This is a genomic window from Bacillus sp. SN32, assembly GCF_002837495.1.
Classification (GTDB): Bacteria; Bacillota; Bacilli; order Bacillales; family Bacillaceae; genus Bacillus; species Bacillus subtilis.
This window is the reverse complement of sequence record NZ_PJCT01000001.1, coordinates 747,936-773,369: the sequence shown is the minus strand read 5'-3', so window position 1 is coordinate 773,369 and position 25,434 is coordinate 747,936. Positions and strand designations below refer to the sequence as shown.

The 25,434-nt window shown below is 42.0% G+C and carries 27 protein-coding genes; all 27 read right to left on the bottom strand.

Features of this window, described 5'->3' with window-relative positions; all coding sequences use genetic code 11:
• Nucleotides 1-86: 86 nt before the first annotated feature.
• The 27 genes from proS to fliM all read right to left on the bottom strand — a co-directional run bounded on the left by proS (nt 87) and on the right by fliM (nt 25,426).
• Complete coding sequence (gene proS / locus CW370_RS04155; RefSeq protein WP_003231918.1) at nt 87-1,781, bottom strand: proline--tRNA ligase; 1,695 nt, start codon at nt 1,779-1,781, stop codon at nt 87-89.
• Between the two features lie 32 nt (nt 1,782-1,813).
• Nucleotides 1,814-3,082, bottom strand: a complete 1,269-nt coding sequence (gene rseP, locus CW370_RS04150) for an RIP metalloprotease RseP (RefSeq protein ID WP_010886508.1) — start codon at nt 3,080-3,082, stop codon at nt 1,814-1,816.
• A gap of 6 nt (nt 3,083-3,088) precedes the next feature.
• Nucleotides 3,089-4,240: a 1-deoxy-D-xylulose-5-phosphate reductoisomerase gene (dxr, locus tag CW370_RS04145; RefSeq protein WP_024571390.1), complete on the bottom strand. Its 1,152-nt coding sequence runs from the start codon at nt 4,238-4,240 to the stop codon at nt 3,089-3,091.
• 60 nt (nt 4,241-4,300) lie between these two features.
• Nucleotides 4,301-5,110, bottom strand: a complete 810-nt coding sequence (cdsA, locus tag CW370_RS04140; protein WP_003231924.1) for a phosphatidate cytidylyltransferase — start codon at nt 5,108-5,110, stop codon at nt 4,301-4,303.
• 3 nt (nt 5,111-5,113) lie between these two features.
• Nucleotides 5,114-5,896, bottom strand: a complete 783-nt coding sequence (locus CW370_RS04135) for an isoprenyl transferase (protein WP_003231925.1) — start codon at nt 5,894-5,896, stop codon at nt 5,114-5,116.
• Nucleotides 5,897-6,026: 130 nt separating this feature from the next.
• A complete protein-coding gene (gene frr, locus CW370_RS04130) occupies nt 6,027-6,584 on the bottom strand; it encodes a ribosome recycling factor (RefSeq protein ID WP_003231927.1) in 558 nt (185 codons plus the stop codon).
• Nucleotide 6,585: 1 nt separating this feature from the next.
• Nucleotides 6,586-7,308, bottom strand: a complete 723-nt coding sequence (gene pyrH / locus CW370_RS04125) for a UMP kinase (RefSeq protein WP_003220923.1) — start codon at nt 7,306-7,308, stop codon at nt 6,586-6,588.
• Nucleotides 7,309-7,453: 145 nt separating this feature from the next.
• Complete coding sequence (tsf, locus tag CW370_RS04120) at nt 7,454-8,335, bottom strand: translation elongation factor Ts (protein WP_024571389.1); 882 nt, start codon at nt 8,333-8,335, stop codon at nt 7,454-7,456.
• Nucleotides 8,336-8,436: 101 nt separating this feature from the next.
• Nucleotides 8,437-9,177 (bottom strand): 30S ribosomal protein S2, encoded by a 741-nt coding sequence (rpsB, locus tag CW370_RS04115; protein WP_003220918.1) that lies wholly within the window; start codon nt 9,175-9,177, stop codon nt 8,437-8,439.
• Nucleotides 9,178-9,320: 143 nt separating this feature from the next.
• On the bottom strand, nt 9,321-9,824 hold the full coding sequence (swrB, locus tag CW370_RS04110; protein ID WP_015252089.1) for a swarming motility protein SwrB: 504 nt from the start codon (nt 9,822-9,824) through the stop codon (nt 9,321-9,323).
• A gap of 28 nt (nt 9,825-9,852) precedes the next feature.
• The gene (gene sigD, locus CW370_RS04105) at nt 9,853-10,617 is read right to left on the bottom strand and encodes an RNA polymerase sigma-28 factor SigD (protein WP_003220911.1); all 765 of its coding nucleotides are present in this window, start codon (nt 10,615-10,617) and stop codon (nt 9,853-9,855) included.
• A 22-nt stretch (nt 10,618-10,639) separates the two neighbouring features.
• Nucleotides 10,640-11,140, bottom strand: coding sequence for a chemoreceptor glutamine deamidase CheD (cheD, locus tag CW370_RS04100; RefSeq protein ID WP_003244852.1), 501 nt, complete (start codon nt 11,138-11,140; stop codon nt 10,640-10,642).
• Nucleotides 11,137-11,766, bottom strand: a complete 630-nt coding sequence (gene cheC, locus CW370_RS04095) for a CheY-P phosphatase CheC (RefSeq protein ID WP_003231935.1) — start codon at nt 11,764-11,766, stop codon at nt 11,137-11,139. The genes cheD and cheC overlap by 4 nt, the downstream gene beginning before the upstream one ends.
• Nucleotides 11,767-11,784: 18 nt before the next feature.
• Nucleotides 11,785-12,255 carry a chemotaxis protein CheW gene (cheW, locus tag CW370_RS04090; RefSeq protein WP_003231938.1) on the bottom strand — a complete coding sequence of 157 codons (471 nt, stop codon included), beginning with the start codon at nt 12,253-12,255 and terminating at the stop codon, nt 11,785-11,787.
• 21 nt (nt 12,256-12,276) lie between these two features.
• A complete protein-coding gene (cheA, locus tag CW370_RS04085; RefSeq protein WP_024571388.1) occupies nt 12,277-14,295 on the bottom strand; it encodes a chemotaxis protein CheA in 2,019 nt (672 codons plus the stop codon).
• A gap of 5 nt (nt 14,296-14,300) precedes the next feature.
• Nucleotides 14,301-15,374, bottom strand: coding sequence for a protein-glutamate O-methylesterase CheB (cheB, locus tag CW370_RS04080; protein ID WP_101169489.1), 1,074 nt, complete (start codon nt 15,372-15,374; stop codon nt 14,301-14,303).
• 1 nt (nt 15,375) lies between these two features.
• On the bottom strand, nt 15,376-16,272 hold the full coding sequence (flhG, locus tag CW370_RS04075; protein ID WP_080262568.1) for a flagellum location/number ATPase FlhG: 897 nt from the start codon (nt 16,270-16,272) through the stop codon (nt 15,376-15,378).
• Nucleotides 16,263-17,363, bottom strand: a complete 1,101-nt coding sequence (gene flhF, locus CW370_RS04070) for a flagellar biosynthesis protein FlhF (protein WP_024571385.1) — start codon at nt 17,361-17,363, stop codon at nt 16,263-16,265. Before flhF ends, flhG begins: the two co-directional genes overlap by 10 nt.
• Nucleotides 17,363-19,396: a flagellar biosynthesis protein FlhA gene (gene flhA, locus CW370_RS04065; RefSeq protein ID WP_003231947.1), complete on the bottom strand. Its 2,034-nt coding sequence runs from the start codon at nt 19,394-19,396 to the stop codon at nt 17,363-17,365. The genes flhF and flhA overlap by 1 nt, the downstream gene beginning before the upstream one ends.
• Nucleotides 19,397-19,428: 32 nt before the next feature.
• Nucleotides 19,429-20,511 (bottom strand): flagellar biosynthesis protein FlhB, encoded by a 1,083-nt coding sequence (gene flhB / locus CW370_RS04060; RefSeq protein WP_024571384.1) that lies wholly within the window; start codon nt 20,509-20,511, stop codon nt 19,429-19,431.
• On the bottom strand, nt 20,511-21,290 hold the full coding sequence (fliR, locus tag CW370_RS04055) for a flagellar biosynthetic protein FliR (RefSeq protein ID WP_003245510.1): 780 nt from the start codon (nt 21,288-21,290) through the stop codon (nt 20,511-20,513). Before fliR ends, flhB begins: the two co-directional genes overlap by 1 nt.
• 7 nt (nt 21,291-21,297) lie before the next feature.
• Entirely contained in the window at nt 21,298-21,567 is a 270-nt protein-coding gene (gene fliQ / locus CW370_RS04050; RefSeq protein ID WP_003220888.1) for a flagellar biosynthesis protein FliQ, read from the bottom strand.
• 14 nt (nt 21,568-21,581) lie between these two features.
• Nucleotides 21,582-22,247, bottom strand: a complete 666-nt coding sequence (gene fliP, locus CW370_RS04045; protein ID WP_003245692.1) for a flagellar type III secretion system pore protein FliP — start codon at nt 22,245-22,247, stop codon at nt 21,582-21,584.
• Complete coding sequence (gene fliZ, locus CW370_RS04040) at nt 22,240-22,899, bottom strand: flagella biosynthesis regulatory protein FliZ (RefSeq protein ID WP_024571383.1); 660 nt, start codon at nt 22,897-22,899, stop codon at nt 22,240-22,242. Before fliZ ends, fliP begins: the two co-directional genes overlap by 8 nt.
• A gap of 14 nt (nt 22,900-22,913) precedes the next feature.
• Nucleotides 22,914-23,276 (bottom strand): chemotaxis protein CheY, encoded by a 363-nt coding sequence (cheY, locus tag CW370_RS04035; protein ID WP_014476812.1) that lies wholly within the window; start codon nt 23,274-23,276, stop codon nt 22,914-22,916.
• A gap of 25 nt (nt 23,277-23,301) precedes the next feature.
• On the bottom strand, nt 23,302-24,438 hold the full coding sequence (gene fliY / locus CW370_RS04030; RefSeq protein ID WP_014479788.1) for a flagellar motor switch phosphatase FliY: 1,137 nt from the start codon (nt 24,436-24,438) through the stop codon (nt 23,302-23,304).
• The gene (gene fliM / locus CW370_RS04025) at nt 24,428-25,426 is read right to left on the bottom strand and encodes a flagellar motor switch protein FliM (RefSeq protein ID WP_003220879.1); all 999 of its coding nucleotides are present in this window, start codon (nt 25,424-25,426) and stop codon (nt 24,428-24,430) included. The genes fliY and fliM overlap by 11 nt, the downstream gene beginning before the upstream one ends.
• Between the last annotated feature and the right edge of the window lie 8 nt (nt 25,427-25,434).

The following is a 25,434-nucleotide window of genomic DNA, read 5'->3' as shown; positions in this document are numbered from 1 at the left end:
AACATCATAAGTGAAGGTACCTCAGGCAATGAGGTACCTTCTATTATTTCTATTTTAACATGTTTTTTGATAAATCGTTATGGTGATTACTGCTTGCTGATAAACGCAGATAATTCGTCTACTGAAATCTCAGTTGACTCACCTGTTTGACGAATTTTCACTTCGACAATTCCTTCGTCAGCCCGTTTTCCGACAGTGATGCGGATTGGAAGACCGATTAGATCTGAATCAGCGAATTTTACGCCGGCACGCTCAGCACGGTCATCATAGAGCACTTCATAGCCTTCCGCTTTTAAATCGGCATACAGCTTTTCAGCAAGCTCTCTTTGCCCATCGTTTTTCATGTTCAATGCAAGAATATGAAGATCGTACGGCGCAACGCTTTTTGGCCATATTAATCCTTTTTCGTCGTGATGCTGTTCAGCAATAGCAGAAAGCGTTCTTGACACACCGATTCCGTAACAGCCCATCAGCATTGGCTGCGCGCGTCCGTTTTCATCTAAATATGTCGCATTCATCGCTTCTGAATAGCGTGTTCCGAGCTTAAAGACTTGTCCGACTTCGATTCCCTCAGCAAAACGGATCGTTCCCTTGCCGTCTGGTGAAGGATCACCTTCTTTAATAAAACGAAGATCAGCAAATTCTTTAATTTGCGCGTCACGATTCACATTGACATTTTTATAATGATGATCTCCTTCATTTGCCCCGGCAACAGCATTAACCATTGCTTTCACAGCTTGATCGGCATATACTTCCACATCCTGATGAATACCGACAGGGCCTACAAAGCCTGGCTCTGTTCCGAGCTGCTGAATGACCTCTTCATGTGTGGCAAGCTCTACAACTTCTGCATGAAGCAAGTTTTTCACTTTAATATCGTTAACTTCATGATCCCCTCTTACAAGCACTAAGACAAAACGGTCATCAGCTTTAAACAATACTGACTTAATGCACGCTTCAGCCGAAACCTGCAAGAACGCAGTCAGTTCTTCGATTGTTTTCACGTTAGGCGTATGAACCTTCTCTAGAGCTTTAGGCTCTTCATCTGAAGGAACTTCCTGGTGAAGAACTTCAGCCATCTCGATATTAGCCGCGTACTGTGATTCATCAGAATACGCAATCGTATCCTCTCCGATCGCAGAAAGTGCCATAAATTCGTGCGTATCCTTTCCTCCCATTGCGCCTGAATCAGCGATAACAGGTCTTACATTAATGCCGCAGCGGGCAAAAATATTAGAATAGGCTTCGTACATTTTTTGATACGTTTCATCCAGGCTCTCTGCAGATGCATGGAAAGAGTACGCATCCTTCATAATAAATTCGCGGCCTCTTAACAAACCGAAGCGAGGACGTTTTTCATCTCTGAACTTAGACTGAATTTGATAAAGAGTCAGAGGGAGACGCTTATAAGATTTAACCTCATCGCGAACAAGCGAAGTGATAACCTCTTCATGCGTTGCCCCTAAAGCAAATTCACGGCCATGACGGTCTTTTAGCCTCATCAGTTCGGGACCATACGTATACCATCTGCCTGATTCCTGCCATGTCTCTGCCTGCTGCAATGCGGGCATGAGCATTTCTACGGCATCAATTTTCTCCATTTCCTCTCGAACAATCTGCTGAATGTTTTGAATCACCTTATACGCAAGAGGCATATAGCTGTATACCCCGCTCGTATTCTGTCTGATAAATCCTGCTCTCAGAAGAAGCTGATGACTTTTTGCTTCGGCATCAGCTGGAACTTCACGGAGCGTAGGAATAAGCGTCAAGCTTTGTCTCATTTCTTCGCACCTCTGATTGATTTACTTTTCGTTTACAAAAACAGCCGCTGGATATCGTTCCATGTGACAACCAGCATAAGAAGCATTAAGAAAGCTACGCCGATAAACACAACAAATGCTTCTTTTTCCCTGTTAATCGGTTTGCCCCGAATCGCTTCAATAAATAGAAACAACAGTCTTCCTCCGTCAAGTGCCGGAATCGGAAGCAGGTTGACAATCCCAAGGTTAATGCTTAAAAACGCCGCAAACTGAAATAAGTTCACGATCCCTGTTTTCGCCACTTGGTCTGTCATGTCATATATGCCGACAGGACCTGACAGCATATCGAGTTTAAATTGGCCTGTTACTAATTTGCTCAGATTGGTTAAAATGGCTTTGGTGACATCAACTGTTGATGTCGCGCCGTAAGCAACCGCTGAGAGTACGCCTTTTTCAGTCGGCGCATAGGAACCGAAACGTCCGATTGTTTTTTTGTTCTCATCTTTAACAGCTTCCGGAGTCACTGAAATATGAAGCGTTTTGTTATCTCTTTTTACTGCAACGTCCATTTCTTTCTCCGGGTTTTCTTTTACAGCGGAGACAATGTCAGTCCAAGACCTCATTTTCTCTCCGTTTATGCTTTGGATATAATCCCCTTCTTTTAGCCCTGCTTCAGCCGCCCGTCCATTGTCTGTCAGCTGCCCGAGCATAGGTTCATTTGACGGTACGCCTTGAATCAGCCCAAGCATCACTAAAATGACGTAAGCTAAAATAAAGTTCATAATCGGCCCTGCAGCAATTGCTTTAATCCGCTGCCACACAGGTTTGGAACCAAATTGGCGATTATACGGCGCAATCTGCACTTCTTCTCCGTCTACAATAAAAAAGGATGTTTCGCTGACAGTAAAGCTGGAAAGTTCGTCCTCTTTCCCCTGTTCATAACCGGTGATCTTCATGTCATGCTCTAGATCCGCTGTTTCCACTTCAATGACTAAAGCATCCGGATATTTTTCCTTTTGATTGATGATGACTTTCTCAACTTGATCTTCCTTATTAAACAGAAGCCCGACCGTGTATCCGGGTTTCACCTCAATCATTTCCGGATCTTCGCCGGCCATACGAACAAACCCGCCGACCGGAAGCAGCCTGATCGTATAAACTGTTTCATTTTTTTTGAAAGAAAAAATCTTTGGACCGAAGCCGATCGCAAATTCACGGCAGAGAATTCCCGCTCTTTGGGCTAGCAATAAATGGCCCAGTTCATGGAAGAAAACGAGCGTTCCGAAAATAATGATAAACGCTATAACTGTATTCACGAACATACCACCTTATGTGAGTATTGAATTGACGTATCCCCGGGTATCTTTGTCCACTTCTTGAATGTCCGCCAGGCTCGGTTTTTTCAGTAATTGATGGCGGGTTAGTGCCTTTTCGATAAAGTCTTCAATAGCCAAAAACGGTATCTTGCCAGCTAAAAAGGCAGCGACAGCTACTTCGTTTGCCGCATTTAGCACTGTCGGCATTGTTCCTCCTATTTTACCTGATTCAAAAGCAAATTGTAAGCATCGGAACCTGTCAAAATCAGCTTTCTCAAAATGAAGGCTGCCGATTTCCCATAATTCAAGCCTTTTCGCATCTGGTAATGGCAATCGGTCAGGATAAGTGAGCGCATATTGAATGGGGACTCTCATATCCGGAGTTCCGAGCTGTGCGATCACACTTTTATCATGGAACTCAACCATTGAATGGATGATGCTCTCCTTATGTAAAACCACATCAATTTGTTCATAAGGTATATCGAAAAGCCAGTGTGCCTCGATCACCTCTAATCCCTTATTCATCATTGTAGCCGAATCAATTGTAATTTTTGCACCCATTGACCAGTTTGGATGTTTTAATGCATCTTCAACTGTTACTGATTCGAGCTCCTCCCGCGTCTTGTCCCGAAAACTTCCGCCGGATGCCGTAATGATGAGGCGTTCAATGTTTTTAGCCTGTTCGCCTTGAAGAGCTTGAAAAATGGCTGAATGCTCACTGTCAACAGGCAGCAGCGGAACATCATATTTCTTAGCATGTTCTTTTACTATATGCCCTGCAGTGACAAGAGTTTCCTTATTTGCAAGCGCAATTGTTTTTTTCTGTTCAATTGCCTTTAACGTCGGGATAAGGCCGACGCTTCCAAGCAAAGCGTTGACAACAATGTCAACCTCCTCCATCACTGCTGCTTCTATCAGTCCTTCTTCTCCCAGCCCGATTTGGCATTCAAAAGAAAAAGACATTTGTTTTAATTTATGATATGTATCCAGATCACCGACAGAGACAAACTTCGGCTGAAAGACCTCAATCATTGGAACGGCCTTATCAATATTTCTGCCAAACGACATAGATACCAGCTGAAATTGATCTTGATGTGCACGCAGTACATCAAGAGTCTGTTCGCCGATTGATCCTGTTGCTCCTAAAAGACAAATATTTTTCAAAGTTGCCACTACTCCTATTCTATTGCTGCATGATCAGTCTCATATTCATATTAGACTTTTTTATGAAAAAAGGGCAAGCAGAAAGTACAAGAAAGGCATGACAAACAAGAAACTGTCAAAACGGTCTAATATACCGCCATGCCCGGGAAGAATATTCCCAGAATCCTTTACATCGTAATGTCTTTTCAACGCGGATTCCACTAAATCTCCCAGTTGTCCAAAAACAGACAAAAACAGCGTGATCAACAGCAGATAAATATACGGGATCGGAAGTTGTGCAACAAGCTGAAAAATCGTCGCCAATACAAGTGCGATGACAATTCCGCCTGCAAACCCTTCCACTGTTTTATTCGGACTGATTTCAGGCCACAGTTTCCGCTTCCCAAGCGATTTACCAACAAAATAGGCACCGGAATCGGTGGACCAAATGACAACACACGCATAAAAAATGTATGTTAATCCGTATTGGTCAAGATTTCTGATTTCGATAAAATAATGAAAACACATTCCGATGTAAATTGCTGCAAGCGTAATAAATCCGACTTCATCAAAAGTAAAGGTGTTCTTGACCAACACTGTGTAAGTCAGCAATAGCAGTACCGCAAATAAAGCGATTTCCATTTTGGAAATCCCGTCCGCTTCAAAAAACGAATACTGGCTTGGCAATAAGAACATCCACAATAATAAAAGACCGATCAAACCCGGCAGTGAAACCAGCTTCAGCTTTTTCATCCGTAAAAGTTCAAAAAGCGCCACACTGCCCATAGCATAAATTAATATGGTGAACGGCAATTTCCCGACAATAACCAAAAATAAAAATACAATTGCTGCCAGAACACCTGTCAAAATTCTTTGTTTCATGTCCACCATCCTCTAAATTCCGCCAAACCTCCGGCCTCTCTGCTGAAACTCTCCTAACGCCTGTAAGAAGTGATCTTCTTTAAAGTCAGGCCACAAGACGTCAGTAAAGACAAATTCACTGTAGGCAACCTGCCATAGCATAAAATTACTCAGCCTTATCTCGCCGCTCGTTCGAATTAAAAGTTCAGGATCCTGCAAAGATTCAGTCATCAAATAAGTAGAAAAAAGCGATTCATCAATGTCTTCAATATTCAAAGAGCCTTCCTTCACTTTTTCCGCGAGTGATTTTGCAGCACTGACAATTTCAGTACGGCCTCCATAGTTAAGAGCAAAATTAAGGATCATTCCGTCGTTTTGCGCCGTGTCCTGTACAGCTTTTTCAATCGCACGTAATGTGTGCGCGGGCAAAGCCGTTTCATCCCCAATGATCCGAACCTGTACATTTTCCTCAACAAGCTCTGGAAGATACGTATTCAAAAATTCTTCCGGAAGCTTCATTAAAAAATCGACTTCCATTTTCGGTCTTTTCCAGTTTTCTGTTGAAAATGCATACAATGTCAGTACTTTGACACCTAATTCGTTTGCGAGCTTCGTGGTCCTTTTTACCACCTTCATCCCTTCATGGTGGCCTGCAATTCTGGGAAGAGAGCGTTTTTTAGCCCAACGGCCATTTCCATCCATGATAATGGCGATGTGTTCGGGAATTTCTCCCTTAAGTATGTCTTCTTTTGTATAACGTTCTAAGTTGGAAGCCGCAGTTTGCTGATTCTTCCAATTTTTGAGTATGTTGAGCATGAGATTCCTCCGTCACCCAAAAAGGTTACATTCCCTGCTGATAATCAATGTAATCAACAGTATTAACAAAAAAACCCCCTGTAAACATGAGAGGGTCTTTTCACTATTATCTATTGTACATAGTTTTTCATTAAACTTCCATGATTTCTTTTTCTTTGTCTTTTGTGACACTGTCAATTTTTGACACATATTCATCTGTCAGTTTTTGAACGTCTTCAGTGGAAGCACGCAGTTCATCCTCAGTAATGTCTCCGTTTTTCTCAAGTTTTTTGAGATCATCGTTAGCATCACGGCGAACGTTACGAACAGCTACTTTTGCTTCTTCAGCATATTTTTTTACAACTTTCACTAATTCTTTCCGTCTCTCTTCTGTTAGTGCCGGAATTGCAATTCGAATCATATTGCCGTCACTTGTTGGTGTAAGACCTAAATCAGCTTTTAAAATCGCTTTTTCGATATCGCCGATTGCTGTTTTGTCGTATGGTGTGATAACGAGCATACGAGCTTCAGGCACGTTAATAGAAGACAACTGATTTAAAGGTGTCTGCGCTCCGTAATATTCAACCGTTACTTTATCTAATAATGATGGATTTGCACGCCCTGCGCGTACAGTAGCCAATTCGCGCTGATAAGCAGCAATTGCTTTCTCCATTTTTTCTTTTGTTTGAGTTAATACTTCTTTTGACACGTTATTTCCCCCTCACGATCGTTCCGATTGATTCACCGATAACGGCACGTTTGATATTTCCTTCTTCCATAATAGAAAAGACGATAAGCGGAATGTCATTGTCCATGCATAAAGAGGAAGCTGTTGAATCCATGACTTCCAGGCCGTCTTTAAGAACGTCAAGATAAGAAAGTGATTCATACTTAACAGCTGATTCATCTTTTCTAGGATCAGCATTATACACACCGTCAACGTTATTTTTAGCCATTAAAATAACGTCTGCCTCAATTTCAGCAGCCCGCAGTGCAGCTGTCGTATCAGTTGAGAAATATGGGTTTCCTGTGCCCGCAGCGAAAATAACGACACGTTTTTTCTCTAAGTGGCGTATCGCTTTTCTTCTTATGTACGGTTCAGCAACTTGTCTCATTTCAATGGATGTTTGCACTCTGGACTGGATTCCGAGTGTTTCCAAGCTGTCTTGAAGAGCAAGCGAATTCATTACTGTCGCCAGCATTCCCATATAGTCAGCAGTCGCGCGGTCCATGCCCAGGTCACTTCCTGTTTTTCCGCGCCATAAGTTGCCGCCGCCTACAACAACAGCCACTTCGACTTCAAGCTCAGCGATTTCTTTCACTTGCTTTGCAATGGATTGAATGACAGTCGGGTTAATTCCATTTCCCTGTTCTCCTGCCAATGCTTCCCCGCTAAGCTTTAATACGATACGTTTGTATTTTGGTTTTTCCATGATAACCTCCAAGTGTAAACATTGCCGTTTTCTATTATGCAAGAGAAAAAAAGGTTTGTAAATATAGTTTTAAAAATAGGGAACACAAAATGTGTCCCCTATACTGCCTGAAAAGACGCGACTTAGCCGCGAAATCTTTTCACCATTATTTTTTCACTTGGTTCATTACTTCTTCAGCAAAGTTTTCTTGACGTTTTTCGATGCCTTCTCCAACTTCATAGCGGACAAAAGTTTGAACAGTAGCGTTTTTCGCTGCAATAACTTGTTTCACTTTTTCATCTGGGTTTTTAACGAACGCTTGGTCTAATAGACAAATTTCTTCGAAGAATTTGTTCAGACGGCCTTCAACCATTTTCGCTACGATGTTTTCAGGTTTGCCTTCTTGGAGGGCTTGCTGAGTTAAGATTTGACGCTCATGATTTGTTTCTTCTTCAGATACTTGATCACGAGAAATGTAACGAGGGTTAACTGCAGCAACGTGCATTGCGATATCTTTCGCAGTTTCTTCATCAGTTGTACCGTTGAGAACAGTTAATACACCAATGCGGCCGCCCATGTGAAGGTACGCACCGAATGCAGAGCTGTCGTCTTTTGTAAGAACTGTAAAGCGACGAAGAGTGATTTTCTCACCGATTTTAGCAACTGCGCTTGTGATGTACTCTTCAACAGTTGAGCCATTTTCCATTTTTTGACCCAATGCTTCTTCAACATCTGCTGGCGTGTTTGCAAGAAGGTGGTCAGCTAAAGTGTTAAGAAGCTCTTTGAAGCCTTCGTTTTTCGCAACGAAATCAGTTTCAGAGTTTACTTCTAGGATAACGCCTTTGTTGCCGTCAGTTTTAATAAGAGTAGAACCTTCTGCTGCGATACGGTCAGCTTTTTTCGCTGCTTTTGCAATCCCTTTTTCTCTTAAAAGGTCAATTGCTTTGTCCATATCTCCGTCAGTTTCAGTTAACGCTTTTTTACAATCCATCATGCCCGCGCCAGTTTTTTCACGCAGTTCTTTTACTTGCTGTGCAGTAATTGCCATTTGTATTCCTCCTTATATGTTTAAACAAGAGTATGTATATTACACATTTTTCTTGAAAAAAGGTGATAAAAGGCAGTCCCTCTTATCACCTTTTGAATAGGTTACGCAGTTGTTGTTTCTGTTTCTGGTGCAGTTTCTTCAGCAACTTCCGCTTCTTCTTCGCCTTGCTTCGCTTCTAAGATTGCATCTGCCATTTTAGAAGTTAGAAGTTTAACAGCGCGGATAGCGTCATCGTTCGCTGGGATAACAACATCGATTTCATCTGGATCACAGTTAGTATCTACGATACCGATGATAGGGATGTTTAATTTGCGAGCTTCCGCAACAGCGATGCGCTCTTTGCGAGGATCGATGATGAATAATGCATCAGGAAGATCCTTCATATCTTTAATTCCGCCTAGGAATTTTTCAAGACGCTCTAATTCTTTTTTCAATTGAACGACTTCTTTTTTAGGAAGTACATCAAACGTACCGTTTTCTTGCATTTTTTCAATGTCTTTAAGACGTTTAATACGTTTTTGGATTGTTTCGAAGTTTGTTAATGTACCGCCCAACCAGCGTTGGTTGACATAGTACATGCCAGAGCGTTGAGCTTCTTCTTTAACAGAATCTTGAGCTTGTTTTTTTGTTCCGACGAAAAGGATTTTTCCGCCTTCAGCAGCAAGATTTTTAGTGAAGTTGTAAGCTTCCTCTACTTTTTTGACTGTTTTTTGAAGGTCAATGATGTAGATTCCGTTACGCTCCGTGAAAATGTAACGCTTCATTTTTGGGTTCCAACGGCGTGTTTGGTGACCGAAGTGAACACCAGCTTCAAGCAATTGCTTCATAGAAATGACTGACATGTTATTTCCTCCTAATATAATGGTTTTTTTCCTCCGCTTAGGTCATTTTTGTGCAGAACTGCCGCCTGCAGCACCCTCTGCATAAATCGTTAAGCGTGTGTATTTAACACCAAGACATAATATAACACAGCTTTATCCGACAATCAAGAATCCTTTACACCTTTGGAGCGAAATTTTAAAAATAGCTCGATTTCTGTCTTTCCGCTCTTCATTTTCTGGGCAATTTGACTTGCCGAATATCCCTGTTCATATAATTCTATGACCTGGTCTTCAAATGATTGGACCTCACTGTTTACGATCTCTTCCCGACGGTCAACCTCTGTAATCAGACCTTCAATATGTTCAGGAAGATTCTCTGCCTCTTGAACTGGATCCCGCTCTTGATATGTTTCAGAGTGCTGAAGGCCTGGCTTTTGGGATTCTTCATCTGATTGACTTGCAGATGAAGCTTTATTTTCTATCAGTTTCTCATTTTCTTCTTTTAATTCAAGCAGAAATGCCGCCAAGGTGTTTTCCGTCTCTTCAAGTATCTGTTTTTGCTGTTTTTCTGTTTCTTTCACTGCAGCGAGCCTCGTATACAGGATAATGACAGCGTACAGAAGAACGCCGTGGAGCGTAAAGCTTAAAAGCCATAATAGTGTTGACATGTTTTTCACTCGCTAACCATGAAATTCATTATTGTATCACTTTTTCCAGCAGATTCTTTAATTTAAATAATGCCTTTGAATGGATCTGAGATATGCGGGACGTAGAAAGATTTAATACTTGTCCGATTTCTGTCAGTGTCAACTCCTCTTTGTAGAACAAACTCACAACCAGCTGTTCTTTTTCAGAGAGTTCGTGAATTTTTTCCGCAAGCTGTGCAATCAGTTCATCCTTCATAATCTTTTCTTCAGGCGGAACATTTTTGTCATCTCTGATCATGACTTGAATGTTTTCCCCATCATCTTGATCATGGAGCTTTTCATCAATTGACAGCAGATTTGCAAAAAAACCTTCATTCATTGTTGACACGACATCCTGTACCGTCATTCCGAGTTCCTCTGCAATTTCCGCGGGCGATACATTCCGAAGATACCGCTGTTCAAGCTTTTCAATTGCTGCTTCAACCTTTTTTGTTTTTTCGCGAGAGGTTCTGGGCAGCCAATCTTCTTTACGAAGCCCGTCTATGATTGCGCCGCGAATTCTAAACGAGGCGTAGGTATCAAATTTTAAGTCCCGGCTGGGGTCAAATTTTTCAAGGGCATCATATAAACCAAGCATACCAAGGCTCATAAGATCGTCTTTATGCACTGATTTCGGCAGCCCGACAGAAATTCTGCCTACATGATATGTGACAAGCGGCATGTAACGGCGCATTAAGTCGTCACCGGCTTTAGGATCTTTCCACTCTTTCCAGCGCGTCCAAAGCACCTGATCTTCATAATTCAAGGATTGCATTGTTATCCCCCTAATACCTTAATTAAATCGTTTTTTCACCTTGTTTAACAGTTCGAATATGCAGCATGCAGGACTTCGGTTCAAATTCTATCGTCCGGCCGCTTGAGCCGCCCGTATCTTCACTAATAATAGGAATATTAAATAAAGACAGCTGTTCTTTTATCGCTAATACATTTCTCGGTCCGATCTTCATCAAATCATTTGTCGATTTAAATTTAAACATCTCTGATCCGCCGGCCAGCTTTGCTTTTAATGCAAATTTCCGGCATCCCGCTTCTATCAGCATATCAATCGTGGTCTGTACGGCGGTGTCAGCGTACTTAGCCCGGTTGAGCTCGGCAGTTTTCGATAACGTCGAATCCGGAAGCATGACATGAACAAGACCCGCCGTTTGCTTTTCTTTATCATAAAGCACCAGCCCCACACATGAGCCCAAACCAGAGGTCCGGATGGTATCCGGGAAGCGGGCGATCTTCACGTCAGCAATCCCCACCTTTATAACAACAGCCTCAGTTGTACTCATAATGATGCACCTAAGGCGACAAAGAGCTTTTCAAATGAATCATAGTCCGGCAGCATAAACATATGCGCTTTCAGCTCCTGCTGATGGCTTTGGTCAAAAATTGACGTGTCGACAACAATGGCGTGTTCTCCAACTTGACTGAGCTCCATCAGCCCTTCGCTGATCACAGCTCCGAACATGTCCAATGAGACTTCAGGAACACTTGGATAGAGCTGGAGCTTCGTCAAATCCGCCAAAGCTGTTAAATATGACCCCGCTAAAATATTGCCCAGTTCATGCAAAGCGGATGAGCTCATGTGGTCTTCACCTAAGTCCTCTATGTCAAAATCGGGGTTTCCAATCAGCTCTCTGATAAACTGCTCCGCCTGAAAAAAAGGCATTATAAAGAACATCGAACCCGTTAAATCGCCTTCCATTCTTAAAAAGATGCTGGCAACCGGGACATCGGCGCCGCCGAAAAAATCAACAAGCTCATCAAAAGACAGCAGCTTTGCAAATGGGACTTCCATATCTATCTTTCTATTTAACAGCTGGGCCATTGCAGAGGCGGAGTGGCCGGCGCCTATATTGCCGACTTCCCGCAAAATGTCCATCTGCTCTTCTTTGATTCCATTAAAAATACTCATGTCATAACCCCTTTAAGATTAAGCTTGATCGGGCACAGCGGACTGAGATGATTCTTTATCCAAAACCGCGTTCGCATCAATAATATTTAAGAGTCTGTTCTCTTGTTTCACAATCTGTTCGATCGACACATCCGTATCTTTCTGAACGCCTTCTGGAGCAGATTCTATTTCACTTTCGTGTACGGTAATCACATCATTCGCTTCATCCACAATCCAGCCGACTTCAATATCACGATAAGCAATAATGATAATTCGTGTTTCATCGGTAATTTCATACTCTGGCAAATTCAGGCGTTTTCTTAAATCAATAACCGGAGTCACCACCCCGCGTAAATTGATTACCCCGCAAATATATGGTTCGACGCCAGGTACCCTCGTTGGCTTTTGCCATTTTTCAATTGATTTCACCTGAGTGACGGAAATGGCATATTCTTTGCCATTTACCATAAAGACTATCATTTTTTCGCCTGTTTTAATTTCTGCAGTCATGTGAGACACCTCCTCGAATGGTTAAATAATCAGTGCATTACAATCAATAATGAGCGCTACTTCTCCGTCTCCTAAAATAGTAGCTCCGGAAATTGCAAAGACGTTTGTTAAATAATCTCCGAGTGATTTCAGCACAACTTCCTGCTGGCCAATAAAGGAGTCCACCACAAATGCAGTAGGTTTGTCGCCTTTTTTCACGACAATGATATGGAGCTGTTCCGCATCTTTTCTTGTATCTTCTATTTTAAACTCTTCTTTTAAATAAACGACAGGGACAATATGCCCTCTAAAGTCAATCACTTCACGGTCATGCGTTTGCAAAATGTCTTTTCTGTCAATAACTGCTGTCTCAATGATTGAAGAAATCGGAATGGCAAATGTCTCTTCTTCCAACTTAATCAGCAGAACTGAAATAATAGACAAGGTAAGCGGCAGCTGGATGCTGAATAGAGAGCCTTGACCCTCGGCTGATTTCACACTTACTGAACCGCCAAGAGATTCCAGTTTGTTTTTTACAACGTCAAGTCCGACACCGCGGCCGGAAATATCAGAAATTTGGTCAGCAGTTGAGAACCCCGGAGCAAAAATCAATTCGTAAATTTGGTTGTCTTCTAAGGTTTCAGCTTCTTTTTCCGTTATGACCCCGCGCTCAAGCGCTTTTTCCAGAATTTTTTTGCGATTAAGGCCTGCGCCGTCATCCTCTACTTCGATAAAGACATGGTTGCCGCTGTGATAAGCTTTAAGCACAACTTTTCCTGATTCCGGTTTTCCCTTTTGCAAACGTGTTTCCGGTGCCTCGATACCATGGTCAATACTGTTTCTGATCAAGTGAACGAGTGGATCTCCGATTTCATCAATTACTGTACGATCCAGTTCAGTTTCCGCACCGATAATCGAGAGTTCAATTTTTTTATTCAGCTCTTTCTGAAGCTGGCGAATCATTCTCGGGAATCTGTTAAAAACGGTTTCAACCGGGACCATTCTCATATTCAGAATAATCGATTGCAAATCTCCGGAAATTCTCGTCATTCGTTCAACCGTTTCAGTCAGTTCATTGTGCTCAAGCTCTTTCGCAATCTGCTCGAGACGCCCGCGGTCAATGACAAGCTCTTCAAATAAGTTCATTAAAGAATCAAGCCTGTCAATGTTGACACGAATTGTTTTAGATCCGCCGGCTGAATGCTTCGCCTGTTCATCGTTTTTAGCAGGCTGTTTTTGTTTCTCCTGCTTCGCAGGTACAGCTGCTGCTGGTGAATCTTCTTGCTTAGATTCTTCAGGCTTTTCAGCTGATGTTAAAGGAACCCCTTGAATGACTTCAACATGCTCAATTTCCGACACGCCATTGATTAATTGTTCAATGTCTTCCGCTGATTGATGTGTTAAGAAACAAACTTGAAAATCAGTTCCAAAATCTTCTGTTTCAAGCACTTCAGCACTTGGAATTGTTTTGGCTACTTCTCCGACTTCATTTAGTTTTTCAAACACCATATAGACACGAACTGCTTTTAACATACAGTTTTCGTTCAGAGAAATCTTGATTTCATATCGTTTGAAGCCTTGCTCCTCCGCTTCTTGTATAACTGTACGTTCAAATTCATCATATTCCCAATCAGATGCTGAACTCTGTGCTTCTGCAGGTTCCGCGGAGGCGGCGGATTCAGCGTGCCCACCATTCACATCAAGCTTGGCACTCACTTCTGAAATATCTCTTTTACCATCCCCGCCATCAATAATAGACTGAACCATTGCTTCCAGGTGATCCAGAGCTTCAAACAAAATATCCAGCCAGTCTGAGGTGACTGCCATGTCTCCGTTTCGGATTGCATCCAGCACGTTTTCAAGCAGATGGGTTAGATGTGCTAAATCCGTGTAGCCCATCGTTGCGCTCATTCCTTTTAATGTATGGGCAGCCCTGAATATATCATGTACGAGCTGAAGATCAGTCGGGTCTTTCTCTAAAAGGAGAAGCTTTTCATTACATGTTTGTAAATGTTCTTTACTCTCATCAATAAAGACATCTAAATACTGATTCATATCCATTTGAATCACACCCTCTCTTTTTTCACACAGCTTGTGATGGATGCTGCGATATCTTCCACATGTTTAATCTCATGAATGAGACCCGTTTTAACAGCAGCTTTTGGCATCCCGTATACGACACAAGATTCTTCAGACTCCGCAATGGCTTTCACATTGCCGGCTGTTAGCATGTCCTTTAGCCCAGCAGTGCCGTCACTGCCCATTCCGGTCATGATAACCGCTACTTTTTCATAATCTGTCAGTTTCCCGACAGAACGGAATAAATAATCAGCAGATGGTTTATGACGGCTTGGTGTGTCATGGTTATCAAGCACAATCTGGAGTCCTTCGCTGTTTTTAATAACGGATATGTTTTTTCCGCCCGGTGCTATGTAAACACAGCCGTTAAGAGCTGCTTCACCATCTTTTGCTTCTTTTACTTGAATGTCAGATAAATGATTCAGCCGATCAGCCAAAGAAGCAGTAAACCCTTCAGGCATGTGCTGAACGACAACCACTGGTGCGTTCAAATCCTTAGGGAGCTTCGGTATCACCTTTTGTAACGCCCGTGGACCGCCTGTTGATGTGCCGATACACACAATTTGTCTGCCCGTGCCAGGTTTCGGTTTGCTTAATTCAGGCTTAACGACAGCACGCACAATAGGTTCGGGCCGAACTGTCTGGGAAACAGGACGTTTCTGCTTGCCGGAAAGTCCTGCCGCGACGACACGCTCAACTAATTGTTCTTTAATTTTGTATAGATCCAGAGATATTGAGCCTGATGGCTTTGTGATAAAGTCAAAGGCACCGATCTCCAAACAATTAATTGTGCATTCTTTACCTTTCTCGGTCTGGCTAGACACCATAATGACCGGCAAGTTATAAATCTCAATAATTTTGCGGAGCGTATCTGTCCCATTCATGACCGGCATTTCAACATCAAGAGTAATAACATCCGGTTTTAATAATTCAATCTTCTTAAGCGCTTCTTCTCCGTTTCTCGCAGTTCCGATTACTTCTATCTGCTTTTCCTCGGTCAGAAAATCACTTATCATTTTTCTCATAAAAGCTGAATCATCAACTACAAGCACACGAATCAAATTAAGCCCTCCTCATTAAAAAAGAAGATAATTTCTCAATAAATGTCTGTTTGTCTTCTTTGTGTCTCGTTTCTTCTCTTTCAAACAAGGCGTCCGCTAAAATACGGACTGACCGGCTGGCTTTTGCCTGAGGGCTTTTTATGAAAAAAGGAACCTGTTCGACAACCGCTTTGCTCACGATCACATCGTCAGAAACGGAACCGGCAAACTGAACCTGAACATCCAAAAACATATGAATTGTACGGGAGAGGCGGGCAAAAGCGTCAAGCCCTTCCTTTTGGTCACGGCACCGATTGACAGCCACCTTCATTGAAAGCTTATTTTCTGTCAAAACCAAGTGCTTGACAGCGCTGTATGCGTCCATAATGGCCGTCGGCTCAGGAGTTGTTATAATCAAAATATCTTCTGCTGATAAAATAAAAGGCAGTTGATCTTTTGATAAGCCTGCTCCCATGTCAAACAGCACATAATCGAACTGGCTTAATGCATGAGAAAGTTCATGGGCAAAAAACGTCCATTTTCTCTGATCGAGCTGAAACATCACATCCAGACCGGTTCCCCCTGATATATATCGCAAACCCTTTGGGCCAACGGATAATGACTGCAACAAAGGCTTACGATCGGTTAAAACATCGATTATCGTGGCAGACGATGAATTTCCCATTAATATATCAATGTTTCCCATCCCGATATCAAGGTCGATGAGCAGCACCTTCTTACCTTTATCCTGCAGCGCAAGTGCCATATTTAAGGTAATATTGGATTTTCCGACACCGCCCTTGCCGCTGATGACAGCAAGTGTCTTCGCTTTTTGTGAATAAACCATCGGAAGAACGCGCTCACGTTTTTCCATTTTCGCCCGCAAAGTTGCTGCTTGGTCATATCTGTTCATCTGCACAGCATCCTCACAAAACCAAGTGGAGATACAGTCTGTATATCCTCAGGCACATTCTGTCCGTTTGTCATAAACCCGACACCTATTTTTGATTCTGCCAGTATATTAAATACAGAACCTAAGGAAGTCGTTTCATCTATTTTCGTAAAAATATACTGATTGACAGGGACGGATGAAAACCGTTTGACAATATGCTTCATATCTTCATATTTTGCAGTCGCGGATAAAACAAGAAATGACTGAATGCTGCTCTCAAAAGGAATCGTTTCTTTCAGTTCATCAATGTATTGCGGGTCCTTGAAGTTTCTTCCGGCTGTATCAACAAACACATGATCATACTCAGAAAATAGCTCCTTCGCCTGCTGAAATTCTTCTTTTGTATAGCAAACTTCCAGAGGAGCCTGCAGCAGTTCAGCGTATGTTTTCAACTGTTCAACAGCTGCAATACGATACGTATCTGTTGTAATAAAAGCGATTTTTTTATGTTTTTCAAGCATAGATATGGCTGCGAGTTTAGCAAGTGTAGTTGTTTTACCAGCCCCTGTTGAACCAAAGAGAACGATATATTTTGAATGAATTGGCTCCTGCCACTTGTCTGCTGCGGGCAGCATATCGCATAGTATTTCCTGAAGTTTGCCGACAACATTTTCTTCAGTCAAGCCGCCTGCTTCAACAGAGAAGCGAAGCAATTTTTTCAGAGTGTTCGTTTTCGTAGACTCTTTGATCCCTGTTTCTTGCAAAAGCTTTTCTGCTTTTCGCAGCGGCTCAGGAAGTACAGATTGATATGCTGAAAAATCACCTAGCTCCTGTTGCGCCGGAATTTGAGGGGGATATGTTCTCTCCTCTATTTTCGGACTGCTGACCGGAGTTTTTAATGCTTGTTTCGGTTCAGCTGCCTTCTGAGGCGTTTTTTTCTCAAGAAAGTCCTGATCCAATACGGCGATTACTTCAACAGCAGGCTTGTTGACGAGGCCAAACCATTTTCGCTTTTTAATTTTTTTCGAATTTAATATGACCGCTTCATTACCTAACTCTTTTCTGATGAGAAGTGCCGCTTCTTGCATTGAAGCAGCAGTAAATTTTTTTATTTTCATTAAATATCCACCACTCCAATGCTTTGTACCTCAACATTCGCCTCAAGTTCGTTATAAGAGAGTACCGGAAGATCAGGGAAGTACCGTTCCAGAAGCTGCTTCACATACATTCTGACAGGCGGCGAGCAAAGAAGAATCGCGGTTTCCTGACGTAATGAGAGCTGTTCAGCTTCTTTAGCGACAGAGCGCACTATACTTTCTGAAATATCTGGTTCAAGTGATAAATAGTTCCCGTGTTCCGTCTGCTGCACACCGTCTGCTATTGCTTTTTCTACACGGCCGGAACAAGTAACAACCTTCAACACTTCATTTTCTTTGGCAAACTGGGCTGTAATTTGTTTAGCAAGCGCTTGTCTTGTATACTCTGTCAAGAGATCAGAATCTGTTGTTAATTTCCCATAGTCAGCAAGTGTTTCAAAAATCGTTACTAAGTTTCGAATTGAAACTTTTTCTTTTAAAAGCTTAGCAAGCACTTTCTGAATATCACCGACAGACAATGGATTCGGCGTAACCTCTTCAACCAGGACTGGATACGATTCTTTCAAGTGATCGATCAGCTGTTTTGTCTCCTGCCTTCCGATCAATTCGTGGGCATGCTGCTTAATTTTCTCCGTAATATGCGTTGAAACGACTGATGCAGGATCAACTACTGTATAACCAAGCATGTCGGCTTCATCCTTTACCGCTTCGCTAATCCATTTAGCCGGCAGTCCGAATGAAGGCTCCACTGTTTCAATCCCTTCAATGAGATCGTCCTCAGGAGTAGGCGACATCGCTAAATAATGATCAAGCAACAGCTCGCCTTTTGCTACCTCGTTTCCTTTAATTTTCAATCGGTATTCATTAGGCTGCAACGCTATATTATCTCTGATTCGCACGACAGGAATGACAAGCCCGAGTTCCAAAGCCAACTGACGGCGTATCATAACAATTCGGTCTAATAAATCACCGCCTTGATTGGCATCAGCAAGCGGTATCAGGCCATATCCAAACTCAAATTCTATCGGATCTATATGCAGAAGCTGAACAACACTTTCAGGGCTTTTAAGCTCGTCCACCTCAGCCTCTTCCTCAAGAATCTCATCCACTTCTTCTTTTTCCTTACCTGATTTAGATAGTGTATATGCGCCAAAAGCAAGCAATCCCGCAAGCGGCCCCGTCAGAAGGATGCCGATCGGAGTGAAAATACCTAAAAGCATGATCGTAGCTGCTGCGACGTACAAAAGCTTTGGATACGCAAACAGCTGGCCTGTAATGTCATGCCCTAAGTTTCCTTCAGAGGCAGCTCTTGTGACCACAATACCCGTAGCCGTAGAAATTAACAGTGCCGGGATTTGCGAAACAATTCCATCCCCTACAGTCAGCATCGTAAAGTGTGAAGCAGCCTCTTGAATGGACATGCCCTGCTGAAGCATTCCGATCACGATTCCGAAAATAATATTGATCATCACAATGATGATTCCGGCAATGGCGTCACCTTTTACAAATTTACTGGCACCGTCCATTGCTCCATAAAAGTCTGCTTCTCTTGCCACTTTTTCGCGGCGATGCTTCGCTTCCTGTTCGGTAATCATCCCTGCGTTTAAATCAGCATCAATACTCATCTGCTTCCCCGGCATTGCGTCCAGCGTAAACCTTGCTGCAACCTCGGAAACACGTTCAGCACCTTTTGTAATGACGATAAACTGAATAATAATAAGGATGATAAATACAACGAGTCCAACTAATACATTTCCGCCGACAACGAAATTTCCGAAAGTCTCGACGACTTTCCCTCCTTCACCGTGTGAAAGAATTGAACGGGTAGTTGAGACGTTCAAGCCCAAACGAAATAGGGTCAAAAGCAGCAACAGTGACGGAAAAATCGAAAACTGAAGCGCTTCCTGCATATTCATTGTGGTGAGAAGCACGATCAACGCAAGAGAAATATTAATAATGATCAAAATACTTAACAGCCATGGAGGAAATGGAATCACCAGCATCGCCACAATGAGGACAACACTTATTAAAACGGATAAATCTCTTGTTGACATGCTGTTTTTTCTCTCCTTTTAAATCGAAAAATTCAATATACTTTTTGTTTTGTTTTATATACGTAAGCCAGAATTTCTGCTAAAGCTTTAAAAAATTCTTCCGGCACTGCCTGGTCAATTTCCACCTGATCATATAACGCACGGGCAAGCGGTCTGTTTTCTACCATCATGACATCATGCTCTTTAGCAATTTTCCTGATTTTTAACGCAAGGTGATCGACGCCTTTTGCAACAATATAAGGTGCGTCCATTTTTTCTTCATCATATTTCAAAGCAATCGCATAGTGAGTCGGGTTTGTGATAATGACATCTGCTTTTGGAACTTCCTGCATCATCCGCCTCATCGCCATTTCCCGCTGTCTTTGTTTAATTTTAGACTTGATAATCGGGTCTCCTTCAGATTTTTTGTACTCATCTTTTATATCTTGTTTTGACATTTTGATATTTTTCTCATAGTCAAATCTCTGATATAAATAGTCGAGACCCGCAAGAATCAACAATGCACCTGCACCGCTTAGTCCCATCCACAAAGTGAGTTTTGAAACGAAAGAAAGTGCCTCTTCGGGTGTCAGGAGAGGAAGCCGGAGAATTTCTCCATAATGCAGCCAAAGCACAGCAAAAGCCGCAAAACCGACGACTACGATTTTCAAAATTGATTTAATCAGCTCTACAATCGCCCTCATACTGTATATTCGTTTAAAGCCTTTGATCGGATCCAGTTTTTCAAGCTTAGGCTGTATCACTTCAGCAGAAAATAAGAACCCAACCTGCATATAGTTGCTTACGACTCCTGCAACAAGAGCAACAAGCAAGATCGGTGCGAGTATCATGCCCATATCCTTTAATAAGCTGACAAACAATGTATGCACATTTGATTCTGAGAGCTTCATTGTGAGCGATTCGGTATAAAATGTTTCTATGAATGACAGCAGCCTGTCTCTCATATACGGACCAATTGCAATAAGCGAAAGGAATATTACCAGTAAAGAAACGGCGGTATTGACATCCGAGCTTTTGGCTACTTGCCCTTTTTTTCGCGTATCCTTCCGTTTTTTCGGAGTGGCTTTTTCTGTCTTCTCTCCCGCAAAAAACTGCAGGTCAACTCTAAGCTTCATTAAGAAACACCGACCAATGCTAAAAGATTCCGCATCGTTTCAATCGTTAAGCTGAAAACATTCCGGACAACGACGAAGATAACGGACATACATACAATGAGCATGATGAAACTGACAGCGATCTTTAAAGGCAGACCGACCACAAATACATTTAACTGCGGAACAGTTCGAGCCACGATACCTAATGCTAAATCAACTAAAAACAAACTGGCCACAACCGGCGCTGACATTTGAAAAGCGATAATAAACATTGCATTAAAGCTTTTCGCGATAAAATAGGCAAACTTTTCATCGCCGAAATTCGGAAATGCCTGATCAACTGAAATATACTGAAAGCTGTAGTAAATACCGTCCAGCAGCAAATGGTGGGCATTGACACTCAGCATAAACAAAAGTGCCATCGTATAGATAAACTGGCCAATCAACGGACTTTGTGCACCGGTTTGCGGATCAATAACGTTTGCTATTGAAAACCCCATTTGAAAATCAATAAACGAGCCGGCAATCTGCACTGCGGCAATCATCATATAAGCAATTAAACCCAGACATAGGCCGACCAAAGCTTCTTTAAACGCCAAGAGCATATAGTGCTCATCTATCTCCAAAGAGGGCGGTTTATCAATGGTGCTGAAACAAATGACCGCAAGAAAAAAAGCAAATCCTATGCGATGAACAGCTGGCACATTTCGATGTCCAAATAGCGGAATTGTTACAAAAAAAGCAGAGATTCTAATAAAAACCAATAAAAAAGCAGGAAATAAGTCAATAATTGAATTCATCTCTACATTACCCTGCAAAACGATTTAAATTAGAAAACAGCTCTGTTGTAAATGAAAGAATCGTCGACAGCATCCACGGACCAAAAAAAATGAGAGCCAGGAGAACCGCCACGATTTTCGGAATAAACGCCAAAGTCTGTTCCTGGATTTGAGTTGTCGCCTGAAATATGCTGACAATTAAACCGACCAGTAAAGCAATAGCCAATAATGGCCCGCTGATCATCAGCGTTACGTATACGGCTTTTTCCGCCATAGAAATTACAAATTCTGAACTCACGTTTAGCACCTACCCTAAAAGCTCTGAAGCAAAGATTTCACAATTAAATACCAGCCGTCTACCAAAACAAAAAGTAATATTTTAAAGGGCAGAGAAATCATAACTGGAGGCAGCATCATCATTCCCATTGACATCAAGACGCTCGCCACTACCATATCTATAATTAAAAAAGGGATAAAAATCATAAAACCTATTTGAAATGCTGTTTTAAGCTCCGATATGGCAAAAGCCGGAACCATTGTTGTTAGCGGAATATCCTTTAATGATTCAGGTTTATCCATTTTCGCGTAATTCATAAACAGCGCCAGATCCTTCTGCCTTGTGTGTTTACTCATAAATTCTTTAATCGGTTCCTCAGCTTTCGTATACGCTTCATCCAAGCTGATTTTGTTGTCCATTAATGGGGTCAGCGCTTCTTTATTAATTTCTGAAAAAGTAGGAGCCATAATAAAAAATGTTAAAAACAGCGCAAGCCCGATAAGAACCTGGTTTGGGGGCATAGATTGCGTCGCAAGTGAAGTTCTGACAAATGACAGAACAATGACGATGCGAGTAAAACAAGTCATAAGAATCAATATTCCAGGCGCCACTGAAAATACAGTTAACAATAATAGTAATTTAACAGTCGAACTTACGTTTTCCGGATCGCTTGAACTGAAAATATTTATAAACTCATTCATGATGACGTGGGCCTTTCTTCTTTCCTTCAGAACGGTTTTGTTTTAACTCTTCAAGTTGCTCTTTTAATGCTTTTGAAAATGAAGGCAGTTTTTGCTGCGGCTGATGTTCAGAACTCTTATGCGGCTTCACAAACTTTTGCCACTCTATTTTGCTTGACATTGCCTCTTCATGCTGACTGAGAATGACTTCAATCTCTTTTTCATCCTCAATTTCTTTCAGCAGCTGGATCGTCTCTCCTACACCGACGACGAGCACACTTTTCCCGACCTTGATCAATTGTATGGATCTGTTCTGGCCGACCGATGTGCCGCCAATATTTTCAACATATTGAAAAGGCTTTAGAAGCCGATTTCTTTTGTTCATGAGCTTAACCAGCCCGTAAATCAGCACGATAACAAACAGTAAAGCGAAAATCATCTTTACAAAATCAAAAGCTGAGACAGAAGGAGCAGCCGCTCCCTCCGTCTCATCAGCAGTTTTTGTTGTTTTTTCTTTCTTTTGCTCTGACTTATCTGCATTTTTTTCATCTTTTTTTTGAAACCATTCGTTTACAGTTGAATTATCAGAGTCTGCCGCGGCAGCAGCAATCGGATGTACACTGAATAAAACGAAAAAACAAATAAAAACGATAAAATATTGACTCTTTTTCAACAGTCGTACACCCTTTAACTTAATGTTTTGTTGATTGCTTCAAGCACACGGTCAGCCTGGAAAGGTTTCACAATGAAATCCTTAGCGCCGGCCTGAATGGCATCAATAACCATTGATTGCTGTCCCATAGCAGAACACATGATGATTCTTGCCTGCGCATCAATTTGTTTAATTTCTTTTAATGCTGTAATACCATCCATTTCTGGCATCGTGATATCCATAGTAACAAGGTCAGGTGAATGCTCTTTATATTTCTCTACCGCTTGTGCTCCATTTTCAGCTTCCGCCACAACTTCAAAACCATTTTTAACCAAAATATCTTTAATCATCATTCGCATAAATGCTGCGTCATCTACAATTAAAATTCTATGTGCCATAATCTATCTCTCTCCTTGTGTTTCGTTATTTTAAATTATTAATGCGCTCTGCCTGGCTTAAAATGTCAGTGACTCTTACTCCGAAGTTTTCTTCAATGACAACGACCTCGCCTTTGGCAACGATACGCTGATTAACTAAAATATCTACAGGCTCACCGGCTAATTTATCAAGCTCGATAATACTTCCGGCAGAAAGCTCTAAAATCTCTTTTACGCTTCTCTTCGTTCTGCCAAGCTCAACAGTAATCGAAAGCGGGATATCCAAAAGCATATCCAGATTATGAATAGGGGCTTGTACAGCTTCGTTTGGATCAAACGCGGAAAATTCCACCGGTGAAACCTGAACTGGCGCTGCTTTTTTTGCTGTTCCCTGCCTTTTTGGCGGCTGCTGCTGTTGCTTCGGTTCAATACGCGGCTCTGGCGTCACAGGCTCTTTCGGCTGTTCGTATGTAACTTCAGGCTGCACCGTTTCTTCTTCCTCTGCACTTTCTGAGTTCATAAGGCTTGAAATTAAATCTTTCGCAAATGTCAATGGGTAAAGCTGCATAATGCTGGAGTCTATTAATTCTCCCACCTTTAAGTTGAAAGAAACTTTCACCAGCATTTCATCATCAGGAATACGGTCTGTACCCTTTTCTTCAGTAACATCCAGCAATTCAACCCGAGGAGGTGAAATATCAATTTTTTTACTGAATACAGTAGACATTGATGTGGCAGCCGATCCCATCATTTGGTTCATTGCTTCTTGAACCGCACTTAAATGGATTTCACCCAGTGAAGGGTCCGCACCTTTTCCGTCTCCCCCGATCATTAAGTCAGCAATGATCGCCGCGTCACTTTGTTCCACGACTAACAGGTTGCTTCCGCTGAAGCCCTCCGTATAATTCACTTCAATCGCTACATACGGTTCAGGAAACGCATCGCTGATTTTACTTCTTGGAATGACCGTTACGCTTGGAGTCGTAATATCGACCTTTTGATTTAAAAGCGTTGACAGTGCTGTCGCAGAACTGCCGAATGAAATATTACCGATTTCACCGATCGCATCACGCTCCATTTCCGATAAGTCATCTACTTCCGGAACCTCTGGCTCATCAAGCGTGCTGCCAGTACCGTTAAGAAGCGCGTCAATCTCATCTTGAGATAATCTATTATTCTCCATCTTGTTCACCTCTTATGTCGTGATCTAAAATTTGCACTGCCTGTTTTCGATTCACCCGGCCGGCTTGTCCTAAAAATTTCGGCTTATCTCCGACCAATACAGTAAGAGGATCCGTGACTGATTTGTCCAAAGTTATGCAGTCTCCGACTTCTAAACTTAAAAACTCTTCTATCGTCAGTTCAGATGTGCCGAGCTCGGCCACGACAGGTATTTGTGCTGTCATGATACGTTTTTCAAGCGACTTTGTTTCCTCAGGCTTTGGCTCATTTCGGTCTGATTGCATCCAATAGTGGACTGAAAGCTTCGGTATGAGCGGCTCGAGTACAATATGCGGGATACAGAGATTAATGACACCGCTGATTTCACCAATTTGAGTATTGAGCGAGATCACCACGACTGTTTCATTAGGAGATACCATCTGAACAAATTGCGGATTCACTTCAAACTCAGTCATTTCCGGTTCAATATCAGCAATTGACTGCCAAGCTTCTTTATAATTACCCAGTGCATTTTCAAATAAATTAGAAATGATTTTTGTTTCAATTTCTGTCAAACTGTCAACCTTGTTATGACTGATTCCAATCCCGCCCATGACTCGATCCATCATCGTATAAGCTATCGTGGGGTTGACCTCCATCATAATTCTTCCTTCCATCGGATGAACATCAAATAGATTCAGAATCGTCATGTTTGGAATCGATCTGATAAATTCCTCATACGGAACCTGATCAACAGAACTGACAGATATGTGAATATAGGTTCTGAGCTGAGCAGAAAAATGAGTGGTAAGAAGTCTTGCAAAATTGTCATGAATTCTCGTTAAACTGCGAATCTGATCCTTAGAAAACCGCAGCGCACGTTTGAAATCATAAACCTTGACTTTCTTCTCTTTTTCTTCTTTTTTCAGCTCTTCAGCGTCCATTTCACCAGTTGATATTGCAGAAAGCAGTGCATCTATTTCATTTTGGGAGAGAACTTCTCCTGACATTTTCCTCA